The organism is Paraburkholderia sp. FW306-2-2C-D06C, assembly GCF_058781505.1.
Map to the genome: position 1 here is coordinate 282,609 of NZ_JBYSWU010000001.1, position 24,417 is coordinate 307,025.

General features: G+C 58.7%; 21 protein-coding genes and 2 pseudogenes. 14 read left to right on the top strand and 9 right to left on the bottom strand.

Annotation, left to right across the window (positions count from 1 at the left end; translation table 11 throughout):
- Window positions 1–87: 87 nt before the first annotated feature.
- Both AC3WLT_RS01280 and phaP read right to left on the bottom strand, forming a co-directional pair.
- On the bottom strand, window positions 88–609 hold the full coding sequence (locus AC3WLT_RS01280; RefSeq protein ID WP_492589995.1) for a hypothetical protein: 522 nt from the start codon (window positions 607–609) through the stop codon (window positions 88–90).
- Between the two features lie 385 nt (window positions 610–994).
- Window positions 995–1,465 (bottom strand): annotated as a pseudogene (gene phaP, locus AC3WLT_RS01285) (TIGR01841 family phasin); the annotation flags it as partial.
- A 395-nt stretch (window positions 1,466–1,860) separates the two neighbouring features.
- Between phaP and phoU the strand changes: the two are divergent.
- Window positions 1,861–2,568 (top strand): annotated as a pseudogene (gene phoU, locus AC3WLT_RS01290) (phosphate signaling complex protein PhoU).
- A 195-nt stretch (window positions 2,569–2,763) separates the two neighbouring features.
- Here the strand turns inward: phoU and AC3WLT_RS01295 are convergent.
- The 5 genes from AC3WLT_RS01295 to AC3WLT_RS01315 all read right to left on the bottom strand — a co-directional run bounded on the left by AC3WLT_RS01295 (window position 2,764) and on the right by AC3WLT_RS01315 (window position 7,552).
- Window positions 2,764–3,072, bottom strand: a complete 309-nt coding sequence (locus AC3WLT_RS01295; protein ID WP_492589997.1) for an acylphosphatase — start codon at window positions 3,070–3,072, stop codon at window positions 2,764–2,766.
- A 199-nt stretch (window positions 3,073–3,271) separates the two neighbouring features.
- Complete coding sequence (locus tag AC3WLT_RS01300; protein WP_492589999.1) at window positions 3,272–3,541, bottom strand: DUF1488 family protein; 270 nt, start codon at window positions 3,539–3,541, stop codon at window positions 3,272–3,274.
- A 243-nt stretch (window positions 3,542–3,784) separates the two neighbouring features.
- Window positions 3,785–4,228 (bottom strand): response regulator, encoded by a 444-nt coding sequence (locus AC3WLT_RS01305; protein WP_492578473.1) that lies wholly within the window; start codon window positions 4,226–4,228, stop codon window positions 3,785–3,787.
- A 1,023-nt stretch (window positions 4,229–5,251) separates the two neighbouring features.
- Window positions 5,252–5,827: a phasin family protein gene (locus tag AC3WLT_RS01310; protein ID WP_492590134.1), complete on the bottom strand. Its 576-nt coding sequence runs from the start codon at window positions 5,825–5,827 to the stop codon at window positions 5,252–5,254.
- Between the two features lie 1,458 nt (window positions 5,828–7,285).
- Window positions 7,286–7,552 (bottom strand): hypothetical protein, encoded by a 267-nt coding sequence (locus tag AC3WLT_RS01315; RefSeq protein WP_492590001.1) that lies wholly within the window; start codon window positions 7,550–7,552, stop codon window positions 7,286–7,288.
- A 498-nt stretch (window positions 7,553–8,050) separates the two neighbouring features.
- Between AC3WLT_RS01315 and AC3WLT_RS01320 the strand changes: the two genes are divergently transcribed.
- Entirely contained in the window at window positions 8,051–8,863 is an 813-nt protein-coding gene (locus AC3WLT_RS01320; RefSeq protein ID WP_492590003.1) for a class I SAM-dependent methyltransferase, read from the top strand.
- Window positions 8,864–9,081: 218 nt separating this feature from the next.
- Window positions 9,082–9,621 (top strand): hypothetical protein, encoded by a 540-nt coding sequence (locus AC3WLT_RS01325; RefSeq protein WP_492590005.1) that lies wholly within the window; start codon window positions 9,082–9,084, stop codon window positions 9,619–9,621.
- Window positions 9,622–9,869: 248 nt separating this feature from the next.
- Here AC3WLT_RS01325 and AC3WLT_RS01330 read toward each other — a convergent pair whose 3' ends face one another.
- Entirely contained in the window at window positions 9,870–10,292 is a 423-nt protein-coding gene (locus AC3WLT_RS01330; RefSeq protein WP_492590007.1) for an SDR family oxidoreductase, read from the bottom strand.
- A 99-nt stretch (window positions 10,293–10,391) separates the two neighbouring features.
- Here AC3WLT_RS01330 and AC3WLT_RS01335 point away from each other — a divergent pair, with 99 nt between their 5' ends.
- The 9 genes from AC3WLT_RS01335 (at window position 10,392) to lra1 (ending at window position 21,999) form a co-directional block, all read left to right on the top strand.
- A complete protein-coding gene (locus tag AC3WLT_RS01335) occupies window positions 10,392–11,303 on the top strand; it encodes a LysR substrate-binding domain-containing protein (RefSeq protein ID WP_492590009.1) in 912 nt (303 codons plus the stop codon).
- Window positions 11,304–11,481: 178 nt separating this feature from the next.
- Window positions 11,482–12,771 (top strand): dicarboxylate/amino acid:cation symporter, encoded by a 1,290-nt coding sequence (locus tag AC3WLT_RS01340; RefSeq protein WP_492590011.1) that lies wholly within the window; start codon window positions 11,482–11,484, stop codon window positions 12,769–12,771.
- A complete protein-coding gene (gene cuyB / locus AC3WLT_RS01345) occupies window positions 12,768–14,237 on the top strand; it encodes a cysteate racemase (protein ID WP_492590013.1) in 1,470 nt (489 codons plus the stop codon). Before AC3WLT_RS01340 ends, cuyB begins: the two co-directional genes overlap by 4 nt.
- 93 nt (window positions 14,238–14,330) lie before the next feature.
- Window positions 14,331–15,749, top strand: a complete 1,419-nt coding sequence (aspA, locus tag AC3WLT_RS01350) for an aspartate ammonia-lyase (RefSeq protein WP_492590015.1) — start codon at window positions 14,331–14,333, stop codon at window positions 15,747–15,749.
- A 605-nt stretch (window positions 15,750–16,354) separates the two neighbouring features.
- Window positions 16,355–16,627 (top strand): hypothetical protein, encoded by a 273-nt coding sequence (locus AC3WLT_RS01355; protein ID WP_062091079.1) that lies wholly within the window; start codon window positions 16,355–16,357, stop codon window positions 16,625–16,627.
- A 1,095-nt stretch (window positions 16,628–17,722) separates the two neighbouring features.
- Window positions 17,723–18,475 carry an SDR family NAD(P)-dependent oxidoreductase gene (locus AC3WLT_RS01360; RefSeq protein ID WP_492590017.1) on the top strand — a complete coding sequence of 251 codons (753 nt, stop codon included), beginning with the start codon at window positions 17,723–17,725 and terminating at the stop codon, window positions 18,473–18,475.
- A 75-nt stretch (window positions 18,476–18,550) separates the two neighbouring features.
- On the top strand, window positions 18,551–19,879 hold the full coding sequence (locus AC3WLT_RS01365) for an MFS transporter (RefSeq protein ID WP_492590018.1): 1,329 nt from the start codon (window positions 18,551–18,553) through the stop codon (window positions 19,877–19,879).
- Between the two features lie 49 nt (window positions 19,880–19,928).
- A complete protein-coding gene (rhmD, locus tag AC3WLT_RS01370; RefSeq protein ID WP_492590020.1) occupies window positions 19,929–21,107 on the top strand; it encodes an L-rhamnonate dehydratase in 1,179 nt (392 codons plus the stop codon).
- A gap of 109 nt (window positions 21,108–21,216) precedes the next feature.
- Window positions 21,217–21,999, top strand: coding sequence for an L-rhamnose 1-dehydrogenase Lra1 (lra1, locus tag AC3WLT_RS01375; RefSeq protein ID WP_492590022.1), 783 nt, complete (start codon window positions 21,217–21,219; stop codon window positions 21,997–21,999).
- A gap of 21 nt (window positions 22,000–22,020) precedes the next feature.
- On the opposite strand, the gene AC3WLT_RS01380 is transcribed toward lra1, so the two are convergent.
- Window positions 22,021–23,019 (bottom strand): LysR family transcriptional regulator, encoded by a 999-nt coding sequence (locus AC3WLT_RS01380; RefSeq protein WP_492590024.1) that lies wholly within the window; start codon window positions 23,017–23,019, stop codon window positions 22,021–22,023.
- 131 nt (window positions 23,020–23,150) lie between these two features.
- On the opposite strand from AC3WLT_RS01380, the gene rhaM reads away from it, so the two are divergent.
- Window positions 23,151–23,474 (top strand): L-rhamnose mutarotase, encoded by a 324-nt coding sequence (rhaM, locus tag AC3WLT_RS01385; protein ID WP_115100242.1) that lies wholly within the window; start codon window positions 23,151–23,153, stop codon window positions 23,472–23,474.
- A gap of 40 nt (window positions 23,475–23,514) precedes the next feature.
- Window positions 23,515–24,408 carry an amidohydrolase family protein gene (locus AC3WLT_RS01390; RefSeq protein WP_492590026.1) on the top strand — a complete coding sequence of 298 codons (894 nt, stop codon included), beginning with the start codon at window positions 23,515–23,517 and terminating at the stop codon, window positions 24,406–24,408.
- The last annotated feature ends 9 nt before the right edge of the window (window positions 24,409–24,417 follow it).

Consider the following 24,417-nt stretch of genomic DNA (forward strand, 5'->3'; position numbering starts at 1 on the left):
TAGGAACTAGCGAAGAGCGGTAGCATTCCACTACGGATTTCGCATTCAAACTCGCAGTCCCAGGTATCTGCCGTGAGCGGCAGTGCCTCAGGACGTCGACCTCGGCTCGGGCCAAGGCCAACCTCTCTTCTCGTTGCGCACATCCGCCTCCACGGGCGGCACGGCCGTGACCGGCGCCTCGACCGTACTCGCCTCATCAGTGGCATTGTGCGACGGTTCAGTCAGAGCGCCCTTTTTAATATTCGAAAGCCCGGTCCCAAACCACTTCACTTTGTTCTGGACGTGGCTGATATACGCGTTCCAGCCGTCAGGGTTACCGTCAAAAAGGTTGTGCTGAACCGTTGACGCCAGTGCGTCCCGGTTGAGCTTTGCCTCAAGCAGCTCCCTTGGCCACAGGAAGAACGCGCTGGCGATGCGTTTGGTGAATTCGGCCACCGTCATTTTTGGCGCAAGCGCCCGGAGGAACTCAAAGTCCCGCAACGAATCCTCTTCCTGCGCAAGCTGCACCACCAGTGCGCTTGGGCGACCCGTCCGGGCTAAACAGTTCAATGCTTCGAGAATGTCGCCAAGATGAAGCAGCAGTTCTCGTCTATCAAATCGGTCGTCCATCGCAATATGTCCGTTCATTTCGTCCCTGGCTGGAAACGCCATGTTTCGGCGCGACGCCTCGTCCAGTCGCCTCATATTCCGGCGCATCTTCGTCGAACAGGTCGACGTATTCTGATTGCAAGATAGGGGCAGCGCTGTCAGCTACCGGCGAGCCGGCGTCGCTGTTCGGGGCGCCGTCCACGCGCCTGAACGCCTCAAACTTGTCGAGTCACGGTCAGTGCGTACTCACGAGGCACGGTATTCGTTCAATGCAACCATGTTCGGCATTCGTCGCTTCTCAACACATCCGGTGCAGGAAGTAGAAATGCGAACCTAAGTTCGCATTTGTCGATGCAGAAGGTCTGTGGGAGACCAAGCAGTCTTATTGAACGGCGGATACGGTCGACACGAACTGCTTTGCCGCCTTGTTGGCCGATTCATAGGTGGCATTAGCTGCGGAGAAGGCCGAGTTCCATGCTGCAACGGCCGATTCACTTCCTGCCGGGGCATTCTTCGTGAGGTTTTCGACGAACCCTTGCGCATCTCGTTGGAATTGCTGGACCTGCGTTGTCGCGGCGGCCGAGAATCCGCTCTGAACTCCGGACGCGATTTCGTGAACTTGGCGGCCGTACGTTGCCACCTTTTCCGCAACAGGCCGAGACAGGCTTGCTGGCAGCGCGAACAGTTCACTCGGGTTGCTGACTGAAAGTGCCTTGGTCAGGATTTCCTGGTTTTCGGCGAGAGTCGCTTTGCCAACCTGCAAATTTAGCGCAACCAGCTTTTCGAAGCCCTCAAAAGCCTTGTTCGTCAGGCCGAAAAGCGTTTCGAGGCTGGCTTGCTGGGCGGCAACCAGTTGTTGGGGGGTAAGAGTGCTCATCACTGCTCCGAAGGGGTAAGGCGGCAAGTGCGAGGGGCTCTGAGTGAAAACAAAATCCACGCGCCGCGAGGGCCGAAGGCCAATTGCTGCAATGCAGCAAAACTCATTGTACGGGGGAATACCCGGAAGTCAATCAGTTTCGCTACTACGTCGACGTGGAATGTTTGCGGTTGTGCGAAGAATTCCGGGGAGAGTTGTGTGGACCTCTGTTGGCGAGTGACCTTTGCCGCGGAGGACACGCACCCATGTATCGGGCGGCCAACTCACGGGGCGGACTCCATTCATGTATTTCGACGAGCTCGTCGGGATTGGTGCAGCCCGAACAGATTCTGTCGAACTCGACACAGCGGGCAACTAAAAATTACGTTACCTGCCGCGTCGGTTGAGGAGCAAATATGCCAGACAAACATCTCTCAAGTCAGTTCGACGCCGACCTCAATCTGCTTTCAACGAGGCTGTTCGAAATGGGCGGACTGGTCGAGTCACAGATTGTCCACACAATGGAAGTGCTGAACGCATTCGACCTGGACCTTGTCGAACTCGTCCTCGACGGTGAACGCCAGCTCAATGCGATGGAAATCGAAATCGACGAGGAAATTAGTAACGTCATCGCCCGGAGGCAACCGGCCGCTCGTGACCTTCGGCTCCTGATGGCGGCTTCAAATTGCGTCACAAACCTCGAGCGTGCGGGAGACGAGGCACACAAGATTGTGAAGCGAACCCGTCGAATCGCTAGGGAAGCAAACGCGCAGAACATCAACATCACTGAAATCAAGGTTTCGGGCGAAATGGCTTCAAGCGTTCTTCGCCGGGCTTTGGACGCGTTTGCGCGGATGGATACGACTGCCGCAGAACAGATTATCCGGGATGACGAAGCCATCGATAACCAGTTCCGGGCGTTCGTGTGAAAACTCGTGACATACATGATGGAAGACCCTCGAACAATTTCCACGGGGCTGGACTATCTGTTCATCGCGAAGGCTATCGAACGTATCGGCGACCATGCGACAAATATCGCCGAGTCCGTCGTCTATGTTGCTCGCGGTACCGATATTCGCCACGAACATAGAAAGCAGCATGAGCGCGAGGGTTCGCGCAGTTGAAGGCGACGCGAGCGGCCAGTTCTCAGAACGTAGGTGCTGTCGCGCCACGGTCATCTGCTCAACGCTAGCAGTTGCGTTCGAAGAAGCGTCCCTGGCAATGAAAATTGAGCCTCCGGGTCGAGGAGAAGGCATCGTTCAAAGTTGGCACGCCAGACTTATGCACAGTGGGAATGCAATGCGGCAAACCGTTAGTCCCTACAACGTCGGTAATCGCTCAAAGTGTTCGAAGCGGGCGAACGGTGGCAGGACCTCGGTTACCTCAAGCCTGTCGGCAAGCGCGGCGGACATGCCCTCACTTAACCAGGCACACGTTTCTGCAAGCTGCTCCGGCGAACCCTGAATCATCGCTTCAACCGAGCCGTCCATGCGGTTGCGGACCCAGCCAATGACGCCCAGTGCATGGGCGCGGCGTACACAGGCCTCCCGATAGCCAATACCCTGCACGAGGCCGTGCACCCTCACCAGCCGCGTCTCAAGTATTCCATCTTTCTGGTCGTCTTCCATCCGTGTGTTTCCAGCGTTGGCTGACACGATGTCCTGCGCGCCGAACGGCTCCGCATGGACGCGCCTATTGCGAAGTTGGGAAGCTATCGAGTCGGCGCTACTCACCGGTTAACGGCGCCCCATCCGGCCATGCATCTGCCAAAGCTCTCTTCACGACAACTGGTTGTTTTTGTCTGCGCGAAACGGAGTAACGCGACGCTCAGTGAGAAAAATCTGCGGCGTTCAGCTTTATTGGCTCGTCCGAGCCTTTCAGCACCTTTCGTTCAACAGCTGCCACAATCCGCTTGTGTCCGTCCATATAAGCTTTTAGAAGACGCGCATTGTTTGCGCCGATGGGCGCCCAGAAATACTGTTCGAGTACGTCTCGGGTAATCGAACATTGCACCGCACGTTCGCGGGCAATGACGATGAAAACTACCAGTTTTCCGTCTGGCGAAACGCTGGCTTCTGCGGCGAGAGTGCTGTCCATGGTTCATTGGTTCTTTGTTGACCCAGCCACCGGGCTGCCCCCGCAGGGACTGGCGTCGGTACTCGTCTCATCATAAATCATAGAGCCCTAAGCTTAGAGAGTTCTCGCTTACGTCGGTGGGGCAGCCGAATCGTGACCGGCACCAGACGTGCGCCATATTGTCAAGGAAATGCGGGATGGCCACAGAGTCGGCCGCCGACGGCGACCGCAGCTGTCGAAATTTACCGGGTCGCGCTTACAGCCTCACCTGCCTGTGACGGACCGGAGCACGGTGAGTAACTGAACCGGCGTGAGCGGTTTCGCGCAATGCCCATCAAAACCTGCCTTGAACGCGCGGACTATGTCCTCGGGGGAGGCACGCGCGGTGAAAGCAACGAGCAACATATCGCGCGTGAGTGCGCCAAGCCGGAGTTGGCGTGCGAGTTCGAAGCCAGTCATGCCGGGCATGGCAAGGTCGACAACAACGGCGAAAGGCAGCCATTGTTCGGCGACCGCGAATGCCATACGAGCATCGCCCACGCTCCGAGCTTCGAACCCGTCCTGCTCCAGTAACAGCTGCAGCGCATCTGCGCCGGCGGGGTAGTCATCGACCACCAGAACGCGCGGACGCGCAATCGGGCCCAGTGCATCGACAGCGCGCCACATCACGAAGTCATCGGTGCTGTCGACATAGACGCGGTGGACCATGATGCTGCCTCCTGGTCGAACGTATCCTGGCCCGTGTAGAACTGGCCTGCCGCGAGACCTGGCTATTTGCGTCACCGCGGCCGCTCCGTGCCACGAGTTTCACGCTAACACTTGAAAAAACGTGGGGCAACTCGGCGAAACCACCGATTCGTCGGACCTTGGAGGTGACAACAGCACCATCGGCGGCGATAACGGTGATACTTCATGCAGCAGCAGGCCGGCGTTGAGCATCCAGCTCGGGCGGGTGATTGCGACAGGTGCAGTCGAAACCGTCAGCATGCATTTCATTATCGTTCTAATGCCTAGCCGAAGTCCTTCGGGCGTGGGCCGAACTTTTCGCCAAGCTTGGCTATGCCGCTGCCTGCAGCAGGACGTCGCAAACAGCAGATGAACTCGCGACGGACTGGCTGCGACAGATGCGCCGCTCTCGGATTTTCGCCTGACGTGTCCAGCGCTGCTACTTTCGGGTCACCACGTCACGCCGCACTTGCGTAAGCACGTATTGTTAGCACCTGCTCTCAGGCGGGAACACGCGCCAGGTACCGTCATCGTGCCGGAAGAAAAATAGTGCAACCGGGCCTTCCGGTCGCAGTGCCTCAACGCATACATAACGTCTCCCGTTAGAGGCTGTGCGACCGAATCGGGTTACCCGAACTGGTGTCGCGGAAGTTGGCGTCAGCCATTTTTCAACCAGCAAATGCAAAGACTTTTCTGCGGCGGTCATCCGCTTCTCCTTCAACCTCGCTCCCGTTGGTTCGGTCGTGCCCCATTGGACTTGGCGCGACGAAGTTTCGGCCACAAGGAGTCTGGTCAAATCGCATGATTGACAGTGAACGCAACCCAACGAAGCAACGGCGGCTACCCGCGCAACCATGCCTGCGAATTTCTAGCTCAGGCCACTGCTTCATGACGGCATCCGAGGCGCGCCGGACGCCGCCGTGCTCCAAAAGGCCACGCGCAAAAAAAAGCGAGCAGAGGCTCGCTTGAAGAATTAGACGCCGGTGGCCGACGTCAAAAACGTTGTTACTTCTCAGCGGCGGCGACTGGTACGACGGCCTGTCGAGTCCGCTTAGCCGAGACCGACGACGCAGCGCTAACATTGCTTTCGGCAATCTCAACCGCTTGCTTCGTAGCGTTTTTGGCAGCTTCATACGTCGTGCTGGCCGTCTCGCTGGCCGTCGTGATGAATGTCTTCCATGTTGCCACGGCGGTTTCGCTTCCGGCCGGTGCGTACTTCGCGAGCTTGTCGACGAACTCTTGCGTCTCGCGATAGTACTGCTGGAACTGCGCTTCAGCCGCCGCCGCGAATTCACCTTGCGTGCTGGAGATGATTTCGTACACTTTACGGCCGTACGACTGCGCTTTGTCTGTCACCGACTGCGTATAGCTGGCCTGCAGAGCGAACAAGTCCTGTGGGTCTTTGGACGAAAGCGCCTTGGCCGTGATTTCCTGATTTTCGGTGAGCGTCGATTTGACCACTTGCAGGTTCAGTTCAGCCAGCTTTTCAACGCCGCCGAAAGCTTTGGTCAGGAGTCCAGATATCGTTTCGAAACCGACCTTCTGCGCTGCGAAAAGTTGTTCAGGGGCGAGACTGCTCATCACTAACTCCATAAAGGTGGACGTGGCGAGTCTCCGGAACACCGCCGAACGGCATCACAAACGACGAGCCACAAAATAGGAACGTTGGTGCGGTGCAGCGGAGTTCATTCTAGGACTGAGTGTGCGAATGTCAATCGTTTGCTGCGTTGCGGCGATACGCGGCGTGTGCCGGAGACGCTTAATGCCCCGTTGCTGTTGACGTATAGCGGTGCTCCAGGGAAAACCCGGCCAACGCTTAGGGCCTTGCCTGGAGGTCATATATGAACGTTTATCTGGGTGTGTGCAACGCCGCAAAAAAGGGTTGCAGTCAGCCGGCCGAAGCCGTTGTGGAGCGCTGTCGAACTCGATGCGCAAAGTCGTTGCTTCGGTGCGCGTAGGCGTGTCTGCCCAGTGGGACGCCATCGTCAACGGTTCAGTCGAACGCTGGCGCACGCGTTGAAAAATGTTCGCACTTTGCTGATGAGGCAACGGCGAATCTTCCAGTACCCCCGCCCCAGCTTAAACAAGAGGCTGGCCCGTGCGAGAAACGCTATAGACCGCACCCTTTATTGGGGCGGTTCATTTGGAGAAGTCCGGGCAGGCTCTGGCTTTCACCATATCGAGTCATGATGGCTTTACATCGTCTGTGCGATGGGACACAGTTGCCGACCGAGAGAAGCGGAGCACGCTGAATACGGCGCAACGACTTGTGCGCATTGTTTTTTTGTTTGACACCAATGCGCACGCGGAGGAATAGTTGTGCAAACAACCAACACACAACTTCGGCGCCTTGCAGGTTGACGCGTACTTAACATTGCGTCACGAGGCTGTCATGGCGGACGTGTATCGTCGTTCGACGCTGTCGATGAGTGGCGCTGAATTGCACAAAAATATAAGCTGAGAGACACAAGATGAATCGACAGGCCCAAAATATCAGTCACCTTGAGCGTAGCGCACAGGACAACCGCCTCAGGCGCGCCTTGGCTGCACGCGTTGACAGGGCATGCAAACGCGCCAATATCAAGTCAGCCCACGCAGCGAAGTGGTTAGGCGTGAGTGAAGACGACGTGGAGTATTGGCGACGCGGAATCACGGTCCCTCCGCTGAACGCTTGCGCGTGTCTCGCCGCCGTCCTCAATCTCGACGTTCACTGGCTCTGCACGGGGCACACCCAAGTCGCCTAGTCCGTTTTCCGTGAGAATCGCGGGGTAAGGAGTTACCGCTGCTAAGCGATGTGTGCGGTGTGCTGTCGACAAGCTCGTACGACTTTGCAGGTCGCTGGAGAATGTCGATTTGGTCGCAACTTTCATTGCATGGGCCTTGCGCCCTGGTGCTCTGGCGCTTTCTGTCACTTGGCTCGCCACATTGGCAACGCCATCCGGTTCGCCATCTCGACGCCCGAAGAAAGCGTCGCCTACATGGAAGTACTAGGATGGCGGTGGAGAGGCGCGGCTCGGTGCGGCGTACTGTCCCGCAAATTCAGCTAAACGCGGCCATCGGTTCTTCGATGCGCGCGGAGCCGCGGTTCTGATAACGGAAGAGGGCCTCAGGGTCCTCTACTGGTGTTTCGCTGAGTTCGCGGAATGTCGTGACAAGGCTATGCCAGGAAGCGGACCACCTCGTCTCCCTTAATCGGGCACCAGTGGCGTCGGTAATTCGCAGGACGCCGGTGTCAGGGAAGAATGTGAGCGTGACGGCGATGCCGTCAATGACGCAGGTTGCGGTACACGATTTCGTTGCCAGCACGTTAGTCTCCAGTGGGGTACGCGGTGTGGGCGCCGCTCGAGTGACGGGCTGGCACAACTACGCAATGAGTATGCCCGTGCAATCACCGCTCGCTCGTCTCGCTTGTGACACAAGGGCTTCATTGCGTTGCACCGGCGGGACCCGGTAAGCGGAGGGTGGAAAGGATGCCGCAGTGTTGGGTCCCGGCTAACACCATGAATCATGGTTGCCGACGCGAAGCCAACACTTGCAATTCGCCTGTGTTGCCAGGCGTGCAAAACATCGATATCCGTTCGCCGCAGCGCAAATGTGGCAGAACTGGTCATCGCTGCACAGCGTCCAGACGCTGCATTGAATGTTCGTTGAACTCCAACGCTGGGGACCTATAACAGAGTGTGATGTGCGGACCCGTCGCGGCCCCTCGACGCGAGGTCTGACTTTCACCCTGAAGATGAGCGAGCACAACATGCCGGTCCGGCATCGCTTTGTGCGAGCACGACGAAGCGTGGAGAAGCTGAAATGGAACAAGACAATTTCAGTGCTTTCGAGCACCAAGGTTGGGAGAAGGTCGCGCAGCCCTACCATACGTATTTCGCCAACTTGACCACACAATCCAATAGCGCCCTGCTCGATGCGTTGGAAGTCCGGCCCGGGGTCAATTTCCTGGACGTCGCGTCGGGTCCTGGCTATCTCGCTGCCGCAGCGGCACAGCGCGGCGCCAATGCTGTTGGTGTCGATTTCGCCGAGTCGATGGTCGAACAGGCAAGGCGCATGTATCCCGAGCTCACGTTCCGTATTGGCAGCGCGGAAGACCTGCCCTTTCCCGACGAGAGTTTCGACGCCGTTGGTATCAGCTTCGGGATGTTGCACTTCGCCCATCCGGAGAATGCACTCGCCGAGACGTTTCGGGTGCTCCGTCCCGGCGGCAGGATTGGCTTCACTGTGTGGGCGACACCGGACAAAGCCGTCGGATTCGCGATGGTGCTCAAGGCAATCGAGGCGCACGGTCGACTGGATGTTCCACTGCCCCCTGGGCCGCCGTTCTTCCGGTTTAGCGACTTGCACGAATGTGAACGCGTATTGGTCGCAGCGGGATTCGACGAGCCCCACGTCCAGGAAATCAGCCAGACGTTGCGCATTCGCATTCCGGAAACGCCTTTCGACATGCTGATGCGCGGCGGCGTGCGCATCGCCGCAATTTTGAAGGCTCAGTCACCAGAGGCCTTGGCTTTGATTCAAAAATCGGTGTCCGAAGATGCCGCCGCGTATCAAAGCGACGGAGAGGTTCGGGTACCGATGCCGTGCGTGCTTGCCTCAGCGAGGAAGCCTTGAACGGTCGTCGTGTTGTTTCTGTCCGCAATCAGCGTCATCCTGCCTGAACACCTTGGATTTGCATAATGCCTTTGTTGCTCCCAGTTTGCAGCCGCGGGCGTCGAACTGCTTACGCACGATGAGGCTTCGTCACGTTGCGCCGCCATACCACCCAGGACGTCACGTACTGCACTTTGATAGCATTTCCGCCGCCCGGCGAAACTCCACGGGAGAAAGGCGTGAGACATTTCCAGAAATTTGCGGTAGTCCTCGGGACGGCGGCAGCGTGCTGGTTATCGACGAGCCTGCCGGCCTCTGCGGAACCTTTTACAGTCGAATTCAGGTTTGACGTGAAGAAGGGCGAACCGGGCCAACCGAACGAGTACACAAAACTGGAGTTTGCGGATGGCAGCAATCGATATGTCGCGCTCGTGCGGCGTTCGGGCAAGGTCGTGGGCGAGGGAATGCTGCGCGGCGCGAAGGTCCAGGAGTGGGGATTTCATGAAGTTACGTTGGGACCGGAAGCCAACGGTCGAGGGACCGGCTATCTCGTCATCTCTCGTAGCCCCGGCGATATCCTCTACCTCAAGACACAGTTGCGTCAGCTGTCCCTATCAGGAAAAGGTGACGAACAACGCTCCGTTTTCACTGGCCTTTGGGAAGTCAGTGGCGCTGCTGGAAAATTCAAAGGACTAAAGGGCGCTGGCACGCTCAGAATTAACCGGCTATCCGAAAGTGAGCGCCAATGGATTTTAGATGGGGAGATGAGCCAGCCCTAGCTTATCAAGGGAATGAAGTGGTTATGTGCACGCCAGACAGCTCTGTATTTGCGTCCAGCAGCCGGCGGGCTCCAATACGCGCCAACATCTGAGGCGTTGGGCGCAGGGAGCGACGGTCCAGAGCCGGAAATCGAATACCAGGCGCGTGACATAAGTGTGATTCGCTACTCGCGCTTCATCAGGTTGAGTAACCCCTGACGCGAAGCGCGGGCGCGCCTTACTGCCCGGTTTTCGCCGGACTCATGGCGTCATCGGGCGACATCGGGTGCATATCGCTTTCGTGCGCGTCCATTTTTTTTCATTGCGTGTCCCGGCATCGTATCCTGTAGTGGTCTTCGAACGGCTGCGGCCTGGGCTACGAGAAAGCCACCGACGGCGGTCACTTTAAACGCATCCTCAAGTTTCTCTGCGTCGATGTTTTCGACTGCCGCGCGGTAGCGGCCACTTGCGTTGTAGACAACGAGGTCGCGAGCGCCCGGTGCATCATCTATGCGGTCAAAAAGTGCCTTGACATCGTCCGGCCGACTTGCGCCGCAATGCAAGGCGAGAACGCCTGTCTCGTCGACGAGGTCCGCCAGCTTGCTGGCGTCGCGTGCAGCAAGCGCAACCCGCATACCCTCTGCCGCAAAAAGCCGCGCGAGCGAGACATTCAGTCTCTTTCCCGCAGCCACAATCTCGATGACATCCGCATCCTACAGCGTTACTCAGGAAGCGGCCCGGCGTAGAATCTCTCGGTCTCGCAGGCGCTACGGCTTGTCACAGGACCAGACATGGAAATCAAGTGGATTGAAGACTTCATCGCGCTTGCCCGATATCAAAGCTTTTCACGGGCAGCGGAATTTCGGAATGTGACGCAGTCAGGGTTTAGTCGGCGAATACAGTCGCTTGAGCAATGGGTGGGCGCTGACCTCATCGACCGGAGCAGCTTTCCTCCGACGCTAACGCCGGCGGGGCGACTGTTTCAGGAAGCAGCCGAAGACATACTCGAAAAGCTTTTCGATACGCGCGCCATCATTCGCACCGAGCAGCGAATGGCCGGCAAAGGCCTGCAGATTGCGGCCGGCCACACAATCGCGCTGAGCTTTCTGCCTGCATGGCTGAAGACGCTCACCGCGCACTTTGGCGAGGTACGCGCTCGGGTTATTCCGACCAACGTGCACGATTCGATTCTGATGCTCGTCAACGGTAACTGCGAACTGATGTTTGCGTATCACCATCCAGAGTTGCCGCTGCATCTGGACCCGGCGCGATACCAGCATCTCACCGTAGGCGTCGACACGTTCATGCCGGTCTGCAGACCCAATGAACGCTCAGCCCCTGCGTTCCGGTTGCCGGGAACGGCGAACCGTCCACTCCCGCTCATCTCCTATACGGAAACCAGCTATTTCGGCCGGTGCCTTGCGTTACTGCTTGAGCAAGCAACTGCTGCCCCGGCGCTGCAGCTTCATTACGAATCGGACATGGCGGAAGTGCTGAAGAAACTCGTGATGGAAGGTGAAGGGGTCGCATGGCTGCCCAAAAGTTCCATCAGTAGCGAACTCGAATCAGGCGAACTGGTGCCTGCCGGGCGCACCGAATGGCATCTCGAGGTCGAGCTGCGCGTATACCGCGATGCCTCAAATCGCAGCGAGTTTCTGGAGAAGCTTTGGGGACACATTCGTGCTGCTTCGCAACCCTCCTGATGGGGTTTTCGCGGGTTATGCGAAACTCGCATAGGTGCATGCAGTAATAGCATCGACGTATTTTTGACGTTCCTTAACATCCGTCCATACACAAAAACCTGCTAGTTCAGCGACGTTTTTGCCATTCATGCGCCCGGTGATGCATCCCACCGCCGGGCGCCATTCTGGACGGATTCAAATGAAGAATCGCCTCACACTATATATTTTTGTCGGCATGGTGCTCGGCGTTGTCGTTGGATACATCTGCCACCGGTCGGTCGCGGATGCCGCTGAAGCGAAGACCATCGCCGGCTACTTTTCAATCATCACCGATATCTTTCTTCGCCTTGTGAAGATGATTATCGCGCCGCTGGTCTTTGCGACGTTGGTGTCTGGACTTTCCGGCATGGCGGGAACAAGCGACGTACGCCGAATCGGATTCAGGTCGGTGGGATGGTTCCTTTGCGCGTCTCTCCTCTCCCTCGCTCTCGGTCTTGTCCTGGCGAACCTGTTTCAGCCAGGCGCAGGGTTACATATGGTCCAGACAAGCGTCGATGTCACGACAGGTCTGAATACCGCTGGCCTGAACTTCAAGGACTTCGTAACCCATGCGTTTCCGACGAGCATCATCGATGCGATGGCCCGAAACGATATCCTGCAAATCCTTGTCTTTTCTGTACTGTTTGGGGTCGTGCTGAGCGTCATCAAGACCGACCCACGCGTGGCGCCGTTGATTGCAGGCGTAGATGCCTTGGTGCCCGCAATGCTGAAGCTGACCGACTACGTCATGCGCCTCGCGCCCATTGGTGTATTCGGCGCGCTCGCCGCAGCAATTACGGTACACGGCCTGGATGTATTGACCACTTATGGCAAGCTCATCGGCAGCTTCTATGTCGGTCTGGCGCTTCTTTGGACGCTTCTCATCATCGTTGGCTATTGCTTTCTCGGAAAGCAGATTTGGGCGCTGTTAAAGGCGGTTCGGGAGCCTGCGATGCTCGCTTTCTCGACGGCGAGCAGCGAAGCGGCTTACCCCCGCCTGACCGAAAAGCTCGAAGAGTTCGGGGTCGACAAAAAGGTTGTCGGGTTCACCTTGCCCCTTGGGTACGCATTCAATCTGGACGGTTCGATGATGTACCAGGCTTTCGCTGCGATTTTCATCGCACAGGCTTTCGGCATCGATATGCCACTGGGTGCCCAAATCATGATGTTGCTCGTACTCATGGTTAGCAGCAAGGGAATGGCAGGTGTCGCCCGAGGCTCGGTGGTCGTGGTTGCTGCTGTCGCACCGATGTTCCATCTGCCGCCGTCCGGAGTCGTGCTCATTCTCGCCATCGACCAGGTCCTTGACATGGGGCGAACCGCCACAAACGTGATTGGCAACAGCATCGCAACGGCCGTCATCGCGAAGTGGGAGGCCAAGCGCTCAGCCAGGCATGCGAAACGCGCCAGCGACACTGCTTTCGTTCAACTGCAAGGTGAGACGGAATGAGGGAAGTGAAGGAAAGGAACGTGCGCAGGTTCGGGGTCGTGGGTGGCCTGGGGCCTTTGGCAAGCGCGGACGTATTCTTCAAGCTCGTCAAATCGACTCCTGCTACCAGCGACGCGGAGCACTTCGACGTGGTATTCGAACAGCATCCTTTCGGAAGTTTGGGTACTGGGACTGAGGCCACGACGCAACGCAAGCTGTATATCTTCGACCTGATTGGCCGCTTCGAGAAGCAAGGCGTGACGACGGTCGTGCTTCCTTGCTTCCTCAGTCACACGTTCATCGACGAGCTGAAGGCAAATTCACCGCTTCAGATTGTCAACATGGTTGAGGCTGTTCGCAGTCACGTTCGGCGAAAATTTCCTGCCGTGCGTCGAATCGGTGTGCTGGCGTCCGATTACACGCGTAGGAAAGGTTTGTTTGAGAAATATTTTGCACCGCCCGAGTTTGAGGTTGTCTATCCCCGCCACCGGGAGAGCCTGGACCTCGTCACAGAAGCCGTATATGGGTCTGAGGGCGTTAAGAGCGGGAACCTGAGTGGCCTACCGGTGAAGCTTTTGCGCGAGGCGTGTGAGGACCTCATCTCGCAGGGCGTCAACCTCATTGTCCCGGGTCTGACCGAAATCGCTCTGGTAGCCGAGGAGATTGGCCCGCTGCAGGTGCCGCTACTCGATTCGAATCTGGCATATGCGCAATACGTTGTATCGGGTCAGTTTTCCTCGCCCGAAACGCTGTTCAAGGTCGGTATAGTCGGTGGGGTTGGACCAGCGGCAACCGTCGATTTCATCCATAAGATAGTGCGCAACACGCCCGCTAAACGGGACCAGGACCACATCAAACTGTTGGTCGAGCAGAACCCGCAGATTCCGGACCGCACAGAAAGCCTGATTGGCGATGGACCTGACCCGACCATCTCCCTTTACGCGACATGCAAGAAGCTCGAAGCCGGAGACGCGGACATCATTGCTATCCCGTGTAACACTGCTCACGCGTTCGTCGAGCGTATCCAGCCCTATCTCGGCATACCTATCGTGAACATGCTGACGGTTACTGTCCGCTACCTTCGCGAGACCTTTCCCTCGCTGCGTTCAGTCGGCGTGCTGGCGACCTCGGGTACGGTCGAAAGCGGTGTATACAAAAAGGCGCTCTCTTCACAAGGGTTAACGCAGGTCGTTCCGGGCCCGGCTTTGCAGGCGCGAGTAATGGATGCAATTTATGGCAAGGAAGGCGTGAAAGCAGGATTCACGACCGGGCGATGCCAGTCTGATATCGCTGCTGCGATAGATGGACTCATTTCCCAGGGCGTAGAAGTCGTCATCCTTGGCTGCACCGAGTTGCCGCTACTGTTTCCGCGGGCGGATTTTGTCGGTACGAGTGGTACATCGGTCCGCCTGGTGGACCCTACAGACGTACTTGCCCGGCAGTGCGTTGCATACGCAACTGCAGCATCGGAATCGCACCGCCCATAAGCGACCGAGCGAATCATTCTTTCCTCCGACCTGTGGTGTACACGGGCGTCGGGTGTTGCACTTCGTCCAAATTTTTACCTAATAAGGATAGCTATGCTCGCGGCCATCGAACGCATCGAACACGACCTTCTCGGCGACCTCGCCGTACCAGCGGCAGCCTACTATGGCGTCCACACGCTGCGCGCACTCAAGAATTTCCCCATCACAGGAATTCCTATTTCGGCTTATCCGAATCTCATCAACGCGCTTGCGAACGTTAAAGAGGCGGCTGCGCTAGCGAATTACGACCTTAGGCTTCTCAGCGAGGTCAAGATGTCGGCTATTGTGCAAGCCTGCAGGCAGGTCCGTTCCGGTATCGCACACGAGCACTTTGTCGTTGACGTCATTCAGGGCGGTGCCGGCACCTCAACCAACATGAACGCGAATGAGGTCATTGCCAATCTTGCTCTTGAGCACCTCGGGCACGAACGAGGCGAGTACCACATCCTTCATCCCAATGAGGACGTCAACCTCGGGCAAAGCACGAACGATGTATACCCGACTGCATTGAAAATCGCGACGTACGCGGGAATCATGCAACTGGTAGACGCAATGGCCGTGCTTCGAGCATCGTTCGAACGGAAGGCCGAAGAGTTCAAGGACGACCTGAAAATGGGGCGAACTCAACTGCAGGATGCAGTTCCCATGACGTTGGGACAGGAGTTCAGCACGTTTGCTGTCATGCTCGGCGAAGACGAGGAGCGTCTCAGGGAAGCATCGAAGTTGATTTGTGAGATTAACCTGGGCGCAACAGCCATTGGAACGGGCATCAACACTCATCCCGAGTATGCACAACTCGTATGCCGTCACCTGAGCAACGTAACCGGTATTCCGTTGACGACGTCTCCAAACCTGGTCGAAGCGACGCAGGATGTCGGGTCATTTGTGCAACTGTCTGGTGTGTTGAAGCGCGTTGCGGTGAAGCTTTCGAAGACGTGCAACGACCTCCGGCTCCTTTCAAGCGGCCCCCGCGCAGGTCTTGGGGAAATCAATCTGCCACCGGTTCAGGCCGGCTCCAGCATCATGCCGGGCAAGGTCAACCCGGTCATACCCGAGGTCGTCAATCAGATAGCGTTTGAGGTCATCGGTAATGACGTGACCGTCAGCTTTGCCGCAGAGGCCGGGCAGCTTCAACTCAACGCGTTCGAGCCAATCATCGCGCACAGCCTCTTCAAGAGTGTCGCCCATCTGCGGGCAGGATGTTTGACGCTGGCGTCCAGATGTGTCGACGGAATCACAGCCAATCGGGACCGGCTGCGGTCAATCGTCGAAAATTCGATTGGAATCGTGACAGCGCTTAACCCATACATTGGGTATGCGTATGCGACGGAGGTTGCACAGGAAGCCCTTGCATCTGGTCGAAGCGTGGCGGAGATAGTGATTAGCAAAGGGCTATTGAGTCAGTCTCAGCTCAACGAGATTTTGCAGCCAGCCATGCTGACCCAGCCGAGGAAAGCCACGTCGGCTGCTTAAAGAATAGTCAACCGGGGCGCGTGGCTAGCTCCGGTCATCGACTTTAAGTTCCGGTGGATGTAACTGGTTGCCACTGGCGCTACTCGTGTGCCTTTCGACTTCTGTCGCTCACGCGTCATTGCGCGGCGGCTACTCTCGATGTCTCGTCCACAATGAGAAGCCGTCGCTACTCGTGAATGTTGTTCACTGGACGGAAACATTATCTCGCGGTGCACCGACTTCAAGCAGCCCCACTCCGACAGTGTCCACAAAGACCGCGCCCAGACGCATTCGGCAAGGCAGCTTTGTTGAGTGAAAGAATTCCGGCCGAGGCGCCGCCTGGAGCAAGTCTCACGGGGCCTTGGTACGTTTCGTCATATTGTCCGCCGGTAACATGCCCGGCCCCGGTTTGGAAACAAGCATCGCAAGGCACGCCGGAAGCGGATGTGCGCATCGGTGGTCGTGGCATTGGCGGCAGCGGTGTCGTGATTGTCGCGTATTGACCTACTGACGCACCCCGACGAACCAAGGCGCCTGCTCTCTCTCAGGCACTTAGCATTTCAGCGCCAGGTCGCGGAACGCCTCACTTGCGCTAGACTGGCCTGAGCAACCGGAAGGAGACTTGGATGATACGCAAGACGCTCAATGCCTCGCAGCTTCAACAGGAGGTCAACCGGCGAATCCATCGACTGCAGGAAATCGTCGAGGATGGCGTGAAGATTCGTGTGCCGCGGCCGCAGTTGCAAGAGGCTGACAAGACAGGCTGCAACTGGAACATGACCCACTTCGGCAACGCGGTCGGCTTCGAGCGCGACATCGAGGGCGTGCTCAAGGCCGTGCGTGCGGAATACAACCTCAATACCGAAGTGAAAGACACCGGCAACCCGTTTGGCGACTAACCGCGAAAGACATCGACTCGGTGTTCGTTTTTGATGGCGTGGGCACTAATGGTGCGCTTACCTCAAATGGTCTACCTTGTGACGCCCCGTCGCAGATACTCCTCGCTTTGAAACATATGCTTTCCACCAGCATCGACATGGCCGCATGTCGCTCAAAATTGCCGACAACTGATGAATGGACCTTTGGATTCAACTCCGCGCGCCATGCGCTGACCTGTACGGTAAGCCGGCGGAAGAGCTTCCGCACCAGGACCTCACGCTTAACGGTATCGGCGCGGTCAAAGACGCGCGAGTAGAAGAGCACTGCACCTGCGTTCGATGCCCCGCGGTGTTTGCGCGGATTCTTGCCGAGCCACCGACGCGGCAGATTTGGATGCTGCTTAACGCCGGCCAGCATTGACGAGATGCTGGTGCACACTCGGATGCGCTGGATTCCGCAGGGCGACGTCACTCATCAACTGGGGCGGCCTTGGGGTGCTCCCTTTCGGGCAGCCAACAAATGGCACCAGTATCTAAAGAGGTCTTCCACTCGTGAAGACTGATTTCCGCCCCTTCGTCGAACCAGTTCTCTTTGCGCTTGATGCGAAGGTCGTATCCCATAGCCGAGGCAGCACATCGACGAACCAGGCTCATTAAGCTACCGCTTCGTTGGCGTCAGTAGCCTTCGTAGATTGCGCTCGATTTCTCGGAAGTCCAGCGTTGTAAAAAATTCAACGAAGTTACTGTGGTGGTGGCGTAGTGTTAGGGGCGCTCCGCGCTTCGGCAGCGGTTGCCCGCCAGGTAAGGGATTCGCAACCTCAGGCCAGTTTGATTTGAAAATGATGCAGACCGAGGCGAAGCGTCAGGCCAGTTTCTATTGCGAGAAATCGCCAAGACAGATTTATTTACGCGCGGACAGGTTTTATTTACGACGAACCAGCGTCTTGGCAACCTCCGTACTGTGCTCCTCCCGGCGATCCACTTTTGTTATCGCCCCCTCCAATACTCGGATTGTTAGCGTATCGCACCGCCCGTATATTTGCTGAACAGAAAACAGAGCCAGCAGAAATAACAACTGAAAAGCACGCCGCTTAAGCGTGCCACAGGAGCACAGCGATGAATCGAATCGATCTGGAGGGGCGCGTCGTCGTCATTACCGGCGGTGCGCGCGGCATTGGCTACGCGGTGGCGCAACGGGCATTGAACTCGGGCGCCTCGGTCGCGCTGTGGGACATCGACGCCGAGCGCCTTGCGCGCAGCGCACGCGAATTGAGCGAACTGGGCAAGGTGTCCGCCATCACGGTCGAGCTCACTCAGGAAGCGGCGGTCACCCAGGCGGTGGCGCAAACCGTCGCGGCTCATGGCGCGATCGACGTGCTGATCAACTGCGCGGGCATCACCGGCGGTAACGGCACGACATGGGAGCTGGAACCCGACATCTGGCGCCGCGTGATCGACGTGAATCTGATTGGCCCGTATCTCACCTGCCGCGCGGTCGTGCCGCAAATGCTCAGGCAAGGCTATGGCCGGATCGTCAATATCGCTTCGGTGGCCGGCAAGGAGGGCAACCCGAACGCGTCACACTACAGCGCGTCCAAAGCCGGGTTGATCGGCTTGACCAAATCTCTCGGCAAAGAACTCGCGACGAAGAACATCCTCGTCAATGCCGTCACGCCCGCTGCGGCCAAAACCGAGATCTTCGATTCTATGTCGCAGCAGCATATCGACTACATGCTCTTGAAGATCCCGATGAATCGTTTCCTGCTGCCCGAAGAAGCGGCGTCGCTGATTCTCTGGCTGTCGTCCGAAGATTGCGCGTTCAGCACCGGCGCGGTGTTCGATCTGTCCGGCGGACGCGCGACGTACTGAAGGCACGAAAGTCACGACAGGCACGAGAGCAAAAAAACGCAGCGCGCCACGCGCGCGAGCTGCGAAGGAGACAACATGAATCCGCATCCGCCAGTTTCGCTCGAGGCGATCAACAGCAAGGTTATGCGCCGGCTGTTGCCGTTTCTGTTGCTGATGTATGTGCTGGCCTTTCTCGACCGCGCCAATATCGGCTTCGCGCAGAAAGCGTTGCAGCACGATACGGGTTTGTCGAACGCGGCATTCGCATTCGGCGCGGGCGTGTTCTTCGTCGGCTATGCGTTGTTCGAAGTGCCGAGCAATCTTCTGCTGCATCGGGTCGGCGCGCGCATCTGGATGTGCCGGATCATGGTGACGTGGGGACTCGTATCGGCGGCGATGTCGTTGGCCCATACGCCCGCGGCGTTCTACGCACTGCGCTTTATGCTCGGTGTCGCCGAGGCGGGCTTCTTTCCCGGCGTGATCTATTACCTGACGCACTGGTTTCCGCAAACGGCGCGGGCCCGTGCTGTCGGTGTGTTTTATTTCGGTGCGCCGCTGGCGTTCATTTTCGGCAGTCCATTGTCGGGTTCATTGCTCGAACTGCATGGCGTATCAGGTTTGGCCGGCTGGCAATGGTTGTTTCTGATTGAGGGCTGCCTCGCGTCGGTGGTCGGCGTGTGGGCGTTCTGGTATCTCGACAACCGCCCGGAAGACGCGCGTTGGCTCGACGCGCAACAACGGGCAGTATTGCGCAGCGCGCTCGAAGACGATGCGCGCGCTGCATCGGCGCATGGGCCGCATCACATTCTCGCCGCGCTGCTGGATCGCCGTGTATTGCTGCTGTCCGCGATCTATCTGCTGATCCAGATGAGCGTCTACGGCGTGATCTTCTATTTGCCGCAACAGGTGGCCGCTTGGTTCGGCACGACGGTCGGCTTTCGCGTGGGACTCGTCGCCGCGCTGCCGTGGCTGTGCGCGCTGGCGGTGACCTGGTACGTGCCGCGCCGCGCGGACCGCTTCGACACGCACCGAGTCTGGGCCGTCGCGTTGCTGATTCTTGCGGGCCTCGGCATCGGCGTGTCGGGCCTCGCGCATCACCCGTCGATCGGATTGATCGCGCTGTGTTGCGCGGCCAGCGGCTTTATCGCGGCACAACCGTTGTTCTGGACTTTTCCGACACGCTATCTCACCGGCGCGGCGGCTGCGGGCGGTATCGCGCTGATCAACTCGCTCGGCAGCCTCGGCGGCTTCATTGCCCCGAGCCTGCGCACGGCGGCTGAGCGCGCGTTTTCGTCGACGTCGGCGGGGCTGGCCGTATTGGGCGCAGCGAGTCTGCTGGCGGCGCTGCTGATCGGCGCGCTCTTGCGCCGCGACGGCGCGCGTTCGGCGTGGTCCTTCCATCATTTACTGCACCGCGCCCGCTAGGCGCGTTTTCGGCTGCGCTCTCGACGAACCTACAACGGAGCCCCTTTTCATGGTCATGCCTACTATCCGGCACGTGCGTGCCTTCATCGTCCGCGGCGGCGGTGCGGATTATCACGATCAACCCGACGGACACTGGATCGACGATCACATTTCAACGCCGATGGCGCGTTATCCGGAGTACCGGCAAAGCCGCCAGTCGTTCGGGATCAATGTGCTCGGCACGCTGGTGGTGGAGATCGAAGCGAGCGACGGCACCGTCGGTTTCGCGGTGACCACGGGCGGCGAGATCGGCGCGTTCATCGTCGAGAAACATCTGGCGCGCTTTCTCGAAGGCCAGCTCGTCACCGACATCGAGAAGATGTGGGATCAGATGTACTTCTCGACGCTGTATTACGGCCGCAAGGGCGTGGTGCTGAATACGATTTCCGGCGTCGATCTCGCGTTGTGGGATCTGCTCGCCAAGGTCCGCAAGGAGCCGGTGTACCAGCTATTGGGCGGCCAGGTGAGCGACGAACTCGTGTTCTATGCGACCGGCGCCCGCCCGGACCTCGCGAAGGACATGGGTTTCATCGGCGGCAAGTTGCCGTTGCAGCACGGTCCCGCGGAAGGCGATGCGGGCCTCAAGCAGAATCTGGCCAGGCTGGCCGACATGCGCAGCCGCGTCGGCGACGACTTCTGGCTGATGTTCGATTGCTGGATGAGTCTCGACGTGCCGTATGCAACGCGGCTCGCCCAGGCGGCGCATGAATACGGCCTGAAGTGGATCGAAGAATGCCTGCCGCCGGACGACTACTGGGGTTACGCCGAACTCCGCCGCAACGTGCCGCGCGGCATGATGGTGTCGACCGGCGAACATGAAGCGACGCGTTGGGGCTTTCGCATGCTGCTGGAAATGCAGTGCTGCGATCTGATTCAACCGGATGTGGGCTGGTGCGGCGGCATGACGGAGCTGATCAAGATTTCCGCGCTTGCCGACGCGCACAATGTGATGGTGGTGCCGCACGGTTCGTCGGTGTATAGCTATCACTTCGTCGTCACGCGGCACAACTCGCCATTCGCCGAGTTTCTGATGATGGCGCCGAAAGCGGACGAGGTCGTGCCGATGTTCACGCCGCTTCTGCTCGACGAACCCGTGCCGGTAAACGGAAGAATGACAGTGCCGGACACACCGGGCTTCGGCGTGCGCCTGAATCCGGAATGTGCGCTGGTGCGGCCTTATCCGCGTTGAATACCGATCGAACGCTTATTGATCGCTCATTAACGGTAAAGCACCGTGTTGGTCCATGGGATCGGAGTAAGCGCTAAAGCGCCAACTCCGATCGACAAAGGAGAATGACGTGCTGCTCAAGGACAAGGTCGTGATCGTCACCGGCGGCTCGCGTGGCATCGGCCGCGCGATAGCGGTTGCGTGCGCAACCGAAGGCGCGGATGTGGCGATCAACTACTGGGGCGATAACGACGCATCATACGGGCGCCGTTCCGCCGTCGAAGAAGTGGTCGGCGAAATCGAGGCACTGGGGCGGCGCGTGATTGCGATCGAGGGCAATGTCGCCGCGCGTGAGACCGGTCAGCATCTCGTGCGCCGTACCGTCGAAGCATTCGGCAAAGTCGATGTGCTCGCCAGCAACGCGGGCATCTGTCCGTTCCATGCGTTTCTCGATATGCCGCCTGAAGTGTTGGAGTCGACGGTGGCGGTCAATCTGAACGGCGCGTTTTATGTCACCCAGGCGGCGGCGCAGCAGATGAAAGCGCAGGGCACGGGCGGCGCGATCGTCGCGACGAGTTCGATTAGCGCATTGGTGGGCGGCGGCATGCAGACCCACTACACGCCGACCAAAGCGGGCGTGCATTCGCTGATGCAATCGTGCGCGGTCGCTTTGGGGCCATACGGAATTCGCTGCAATTCGGTGATGCCGGGCACGATCGCGACCGACCTGAATGCAGAAGACCTCGCCGACGAAGCAAAGAAAGCCTACTTCGAGAAACGCATTCCGCTCGGCAGATTGGGCCGTCCGGAAGACGTCGCCGATTGCGTGGTGTTCCTCGCGTCCGATCGCGCGCGCTATGTGACCGGCGCCGCGTTGCTGGTGGACGGCGGTCTGTTCGTCAATTTGCAGTGACGCACGACGCCGATGCCAATGTCAATTGACCGGTGCGGACGCGATGACGGAACCCGGTGCGGGGGAGGTGGAGCCATCGCGTGCGAGCTTGCGCGAAAAACCGCGCAACAGGTCGATGAAACGCAGCGCCGGTTCGGCAAGCGCTTCTTCCTTGCGCGTGAGAATGCCGAAGCCGGCGAGGCTCTTGCCGATTTCGAGCGGCAGCGCAACCAGCAGCTTGCCGCGCAGATGATCGCGCACGACCGACTCCGGCAGCATCGCCACGGCATCGTAGTTTTCCAGCAACTGAAGGGTTGCGAAGATCGATGCGCATTCGGTCAGGTTCACGGGCGTGGCGAGCCCCGCGCGCGCGAGTTCCTCTTCGAACAGCACACGTGCCGGACTGGTGACCGGTTGCGCGACCCACGGCCAGTCGATCAGCTCACGCAAGGTGAGGGAAGCGCGCTGCGCCAGCGGATGCACCGAACGCACGACCAGCAGCAAAGTCTCGCGCGCGAGCGGCTCGAAACTGAAATCGTTGTGTTGCAGCGGACTGGTCAGGCGCCCAAGCGCCAGATCGACTTCGCGGCGATGCAGCAATTGCACGACCTGATCGCTCGTTTCGCCGAGAATGCGCACGTTCAGCAACGGGCTTTCGGTTTTCAGCGCGGCGACCGCCATGGCCAGCAGATCGGGCGCGGCGCCCATGATCGCGCCGACGGTCAACTGGCCGTGTCCGCCGCGGCGTTTGACCTCGAGGTCTTCGGCGAAACGGGTCAATTCGGCCAGCGCGCGCCTTGCGTAAGCGAGCGTGACGACGCCGAGCGGAGTCGGTGTCATACCGCGCGCGTTGCGCTCGAACAGCAGGAAGCCGAGCGCTTCTTCGATATCGCCGAGCATGCGGCTCGCGCTGGGTTGCGCGACGTTGATCGCCTCGGCGGCCTGGTGGAGATTGCGGGCGTCGTCGAGCGCGACGAGCAGCGCGAGGTGCTTGAACTTGAGCCGATTAACGAGGGCGACGGCAGCAGAGTGTTGGCTCATGGTTCCGGTGCGATTCGGTTTCTGGATCGCCCAATCCCAACAACGGATTGAGATGCTATCGACGCAGGAATTATAGTCGTTTCAGACGCTTCGCCAGGAAAGCGCCCGAAGACGACGGGAGACAGGCCGCAATGGAAACAATCGCTTTCCGGATGGTGCTCAACCCCGGCATGCGCGAGGAATACGAACGACGTCACGCGCAAATCTGGCCCGAGCTGGTTGATGCATTGCACAACGCGGGCGTGCGCGACTATCGGATCTTCTTCGACGCGGACTCGCACTATCTTTTCGCCGTTCTGACCCGCAACACGAATCACCGAATGGACGAGCTGCCGCAACTCGACGTGATGCGCAAATGGTGGGACTACATGGCCGACATCATGCAGACGGCGCCCGATCACACGCCGCTTCAACAGCCGCTCGAGCTGGTCTTTCATCTGAGCTCGCTCAGCTGAGGTTGCTGACTTTTTGCCAACAGAAGGCGGAGGGTGTCGCATGCAGGTCGTCGATTCGCATATCCATCTGTGGGATCTGAAAACGCATCGCTATCCGTGGCTGGAGAATCCGGGCGTGTCGTTCGTGGGCGACGCTCGCGAGTTGAAGCACGACTACCTGCTTACCGATTTGCTCGGCGAAGCAGCGGATATCGAGGTGCTGAAGCTGGTGCACGTCGAAGCGAATCACGATCCCGCCGATCCGGTCGAGGAAACGCGCTGGTTGCAGTCGATCGCGGATCGCGCCGAATCACGCGGCATGCCGGATGCGATCGTCGCGGCCGTGGACCTGGCGGCGCCGAACGCGCCACAGGTGCTCGAAGCGCATGCGGCGTTCGCCAATACGCGCGGCGTGCGGCAAATCCTGAACGTGCACGAAAACAAGCTGTTCGATTACGTGGGTCGTCATTTCATGCGCGAGCCGCAGTGGCGCGAGCATTTTGGGTTGCTGCGCCGTCACGACATGTCGTTCGATCTGCAACTGTTTCCGTCGCAGATGGAAGAGGCGGCTGCGTTGGCGCGCTCGCATGGCGACACGCTCTTTATCGTCAACCATGCGGGGATGTTCGTGGATCGCGACAGCGTGGCCGGTTATCGCGCATGGCGTGACGGCATGCGTTTGCTGGCGGGTTGCAGGAATGTCGCGGTGAAGATCAGCGGACTGGCGATGTTCGATCATCAGTGGACTGTCGAAAGCCTGCGGCCTTATGTGCTGGAAACGATCGATACGTTCGGCGTGGAACGCGCGATGTTCGCGTCGAACTTTCCGGTCGATCGCCTGTTCGGTTCGTACGCGGATTTGTGGCACGCGTATGCGTCGATCGTGGGCGGCGCGAGCGCAGCGGAGAAAGATGCGCTGTTCTGCCGGAACGCGGAGCGTTTCTATCGCATCTGAGCATCTGAA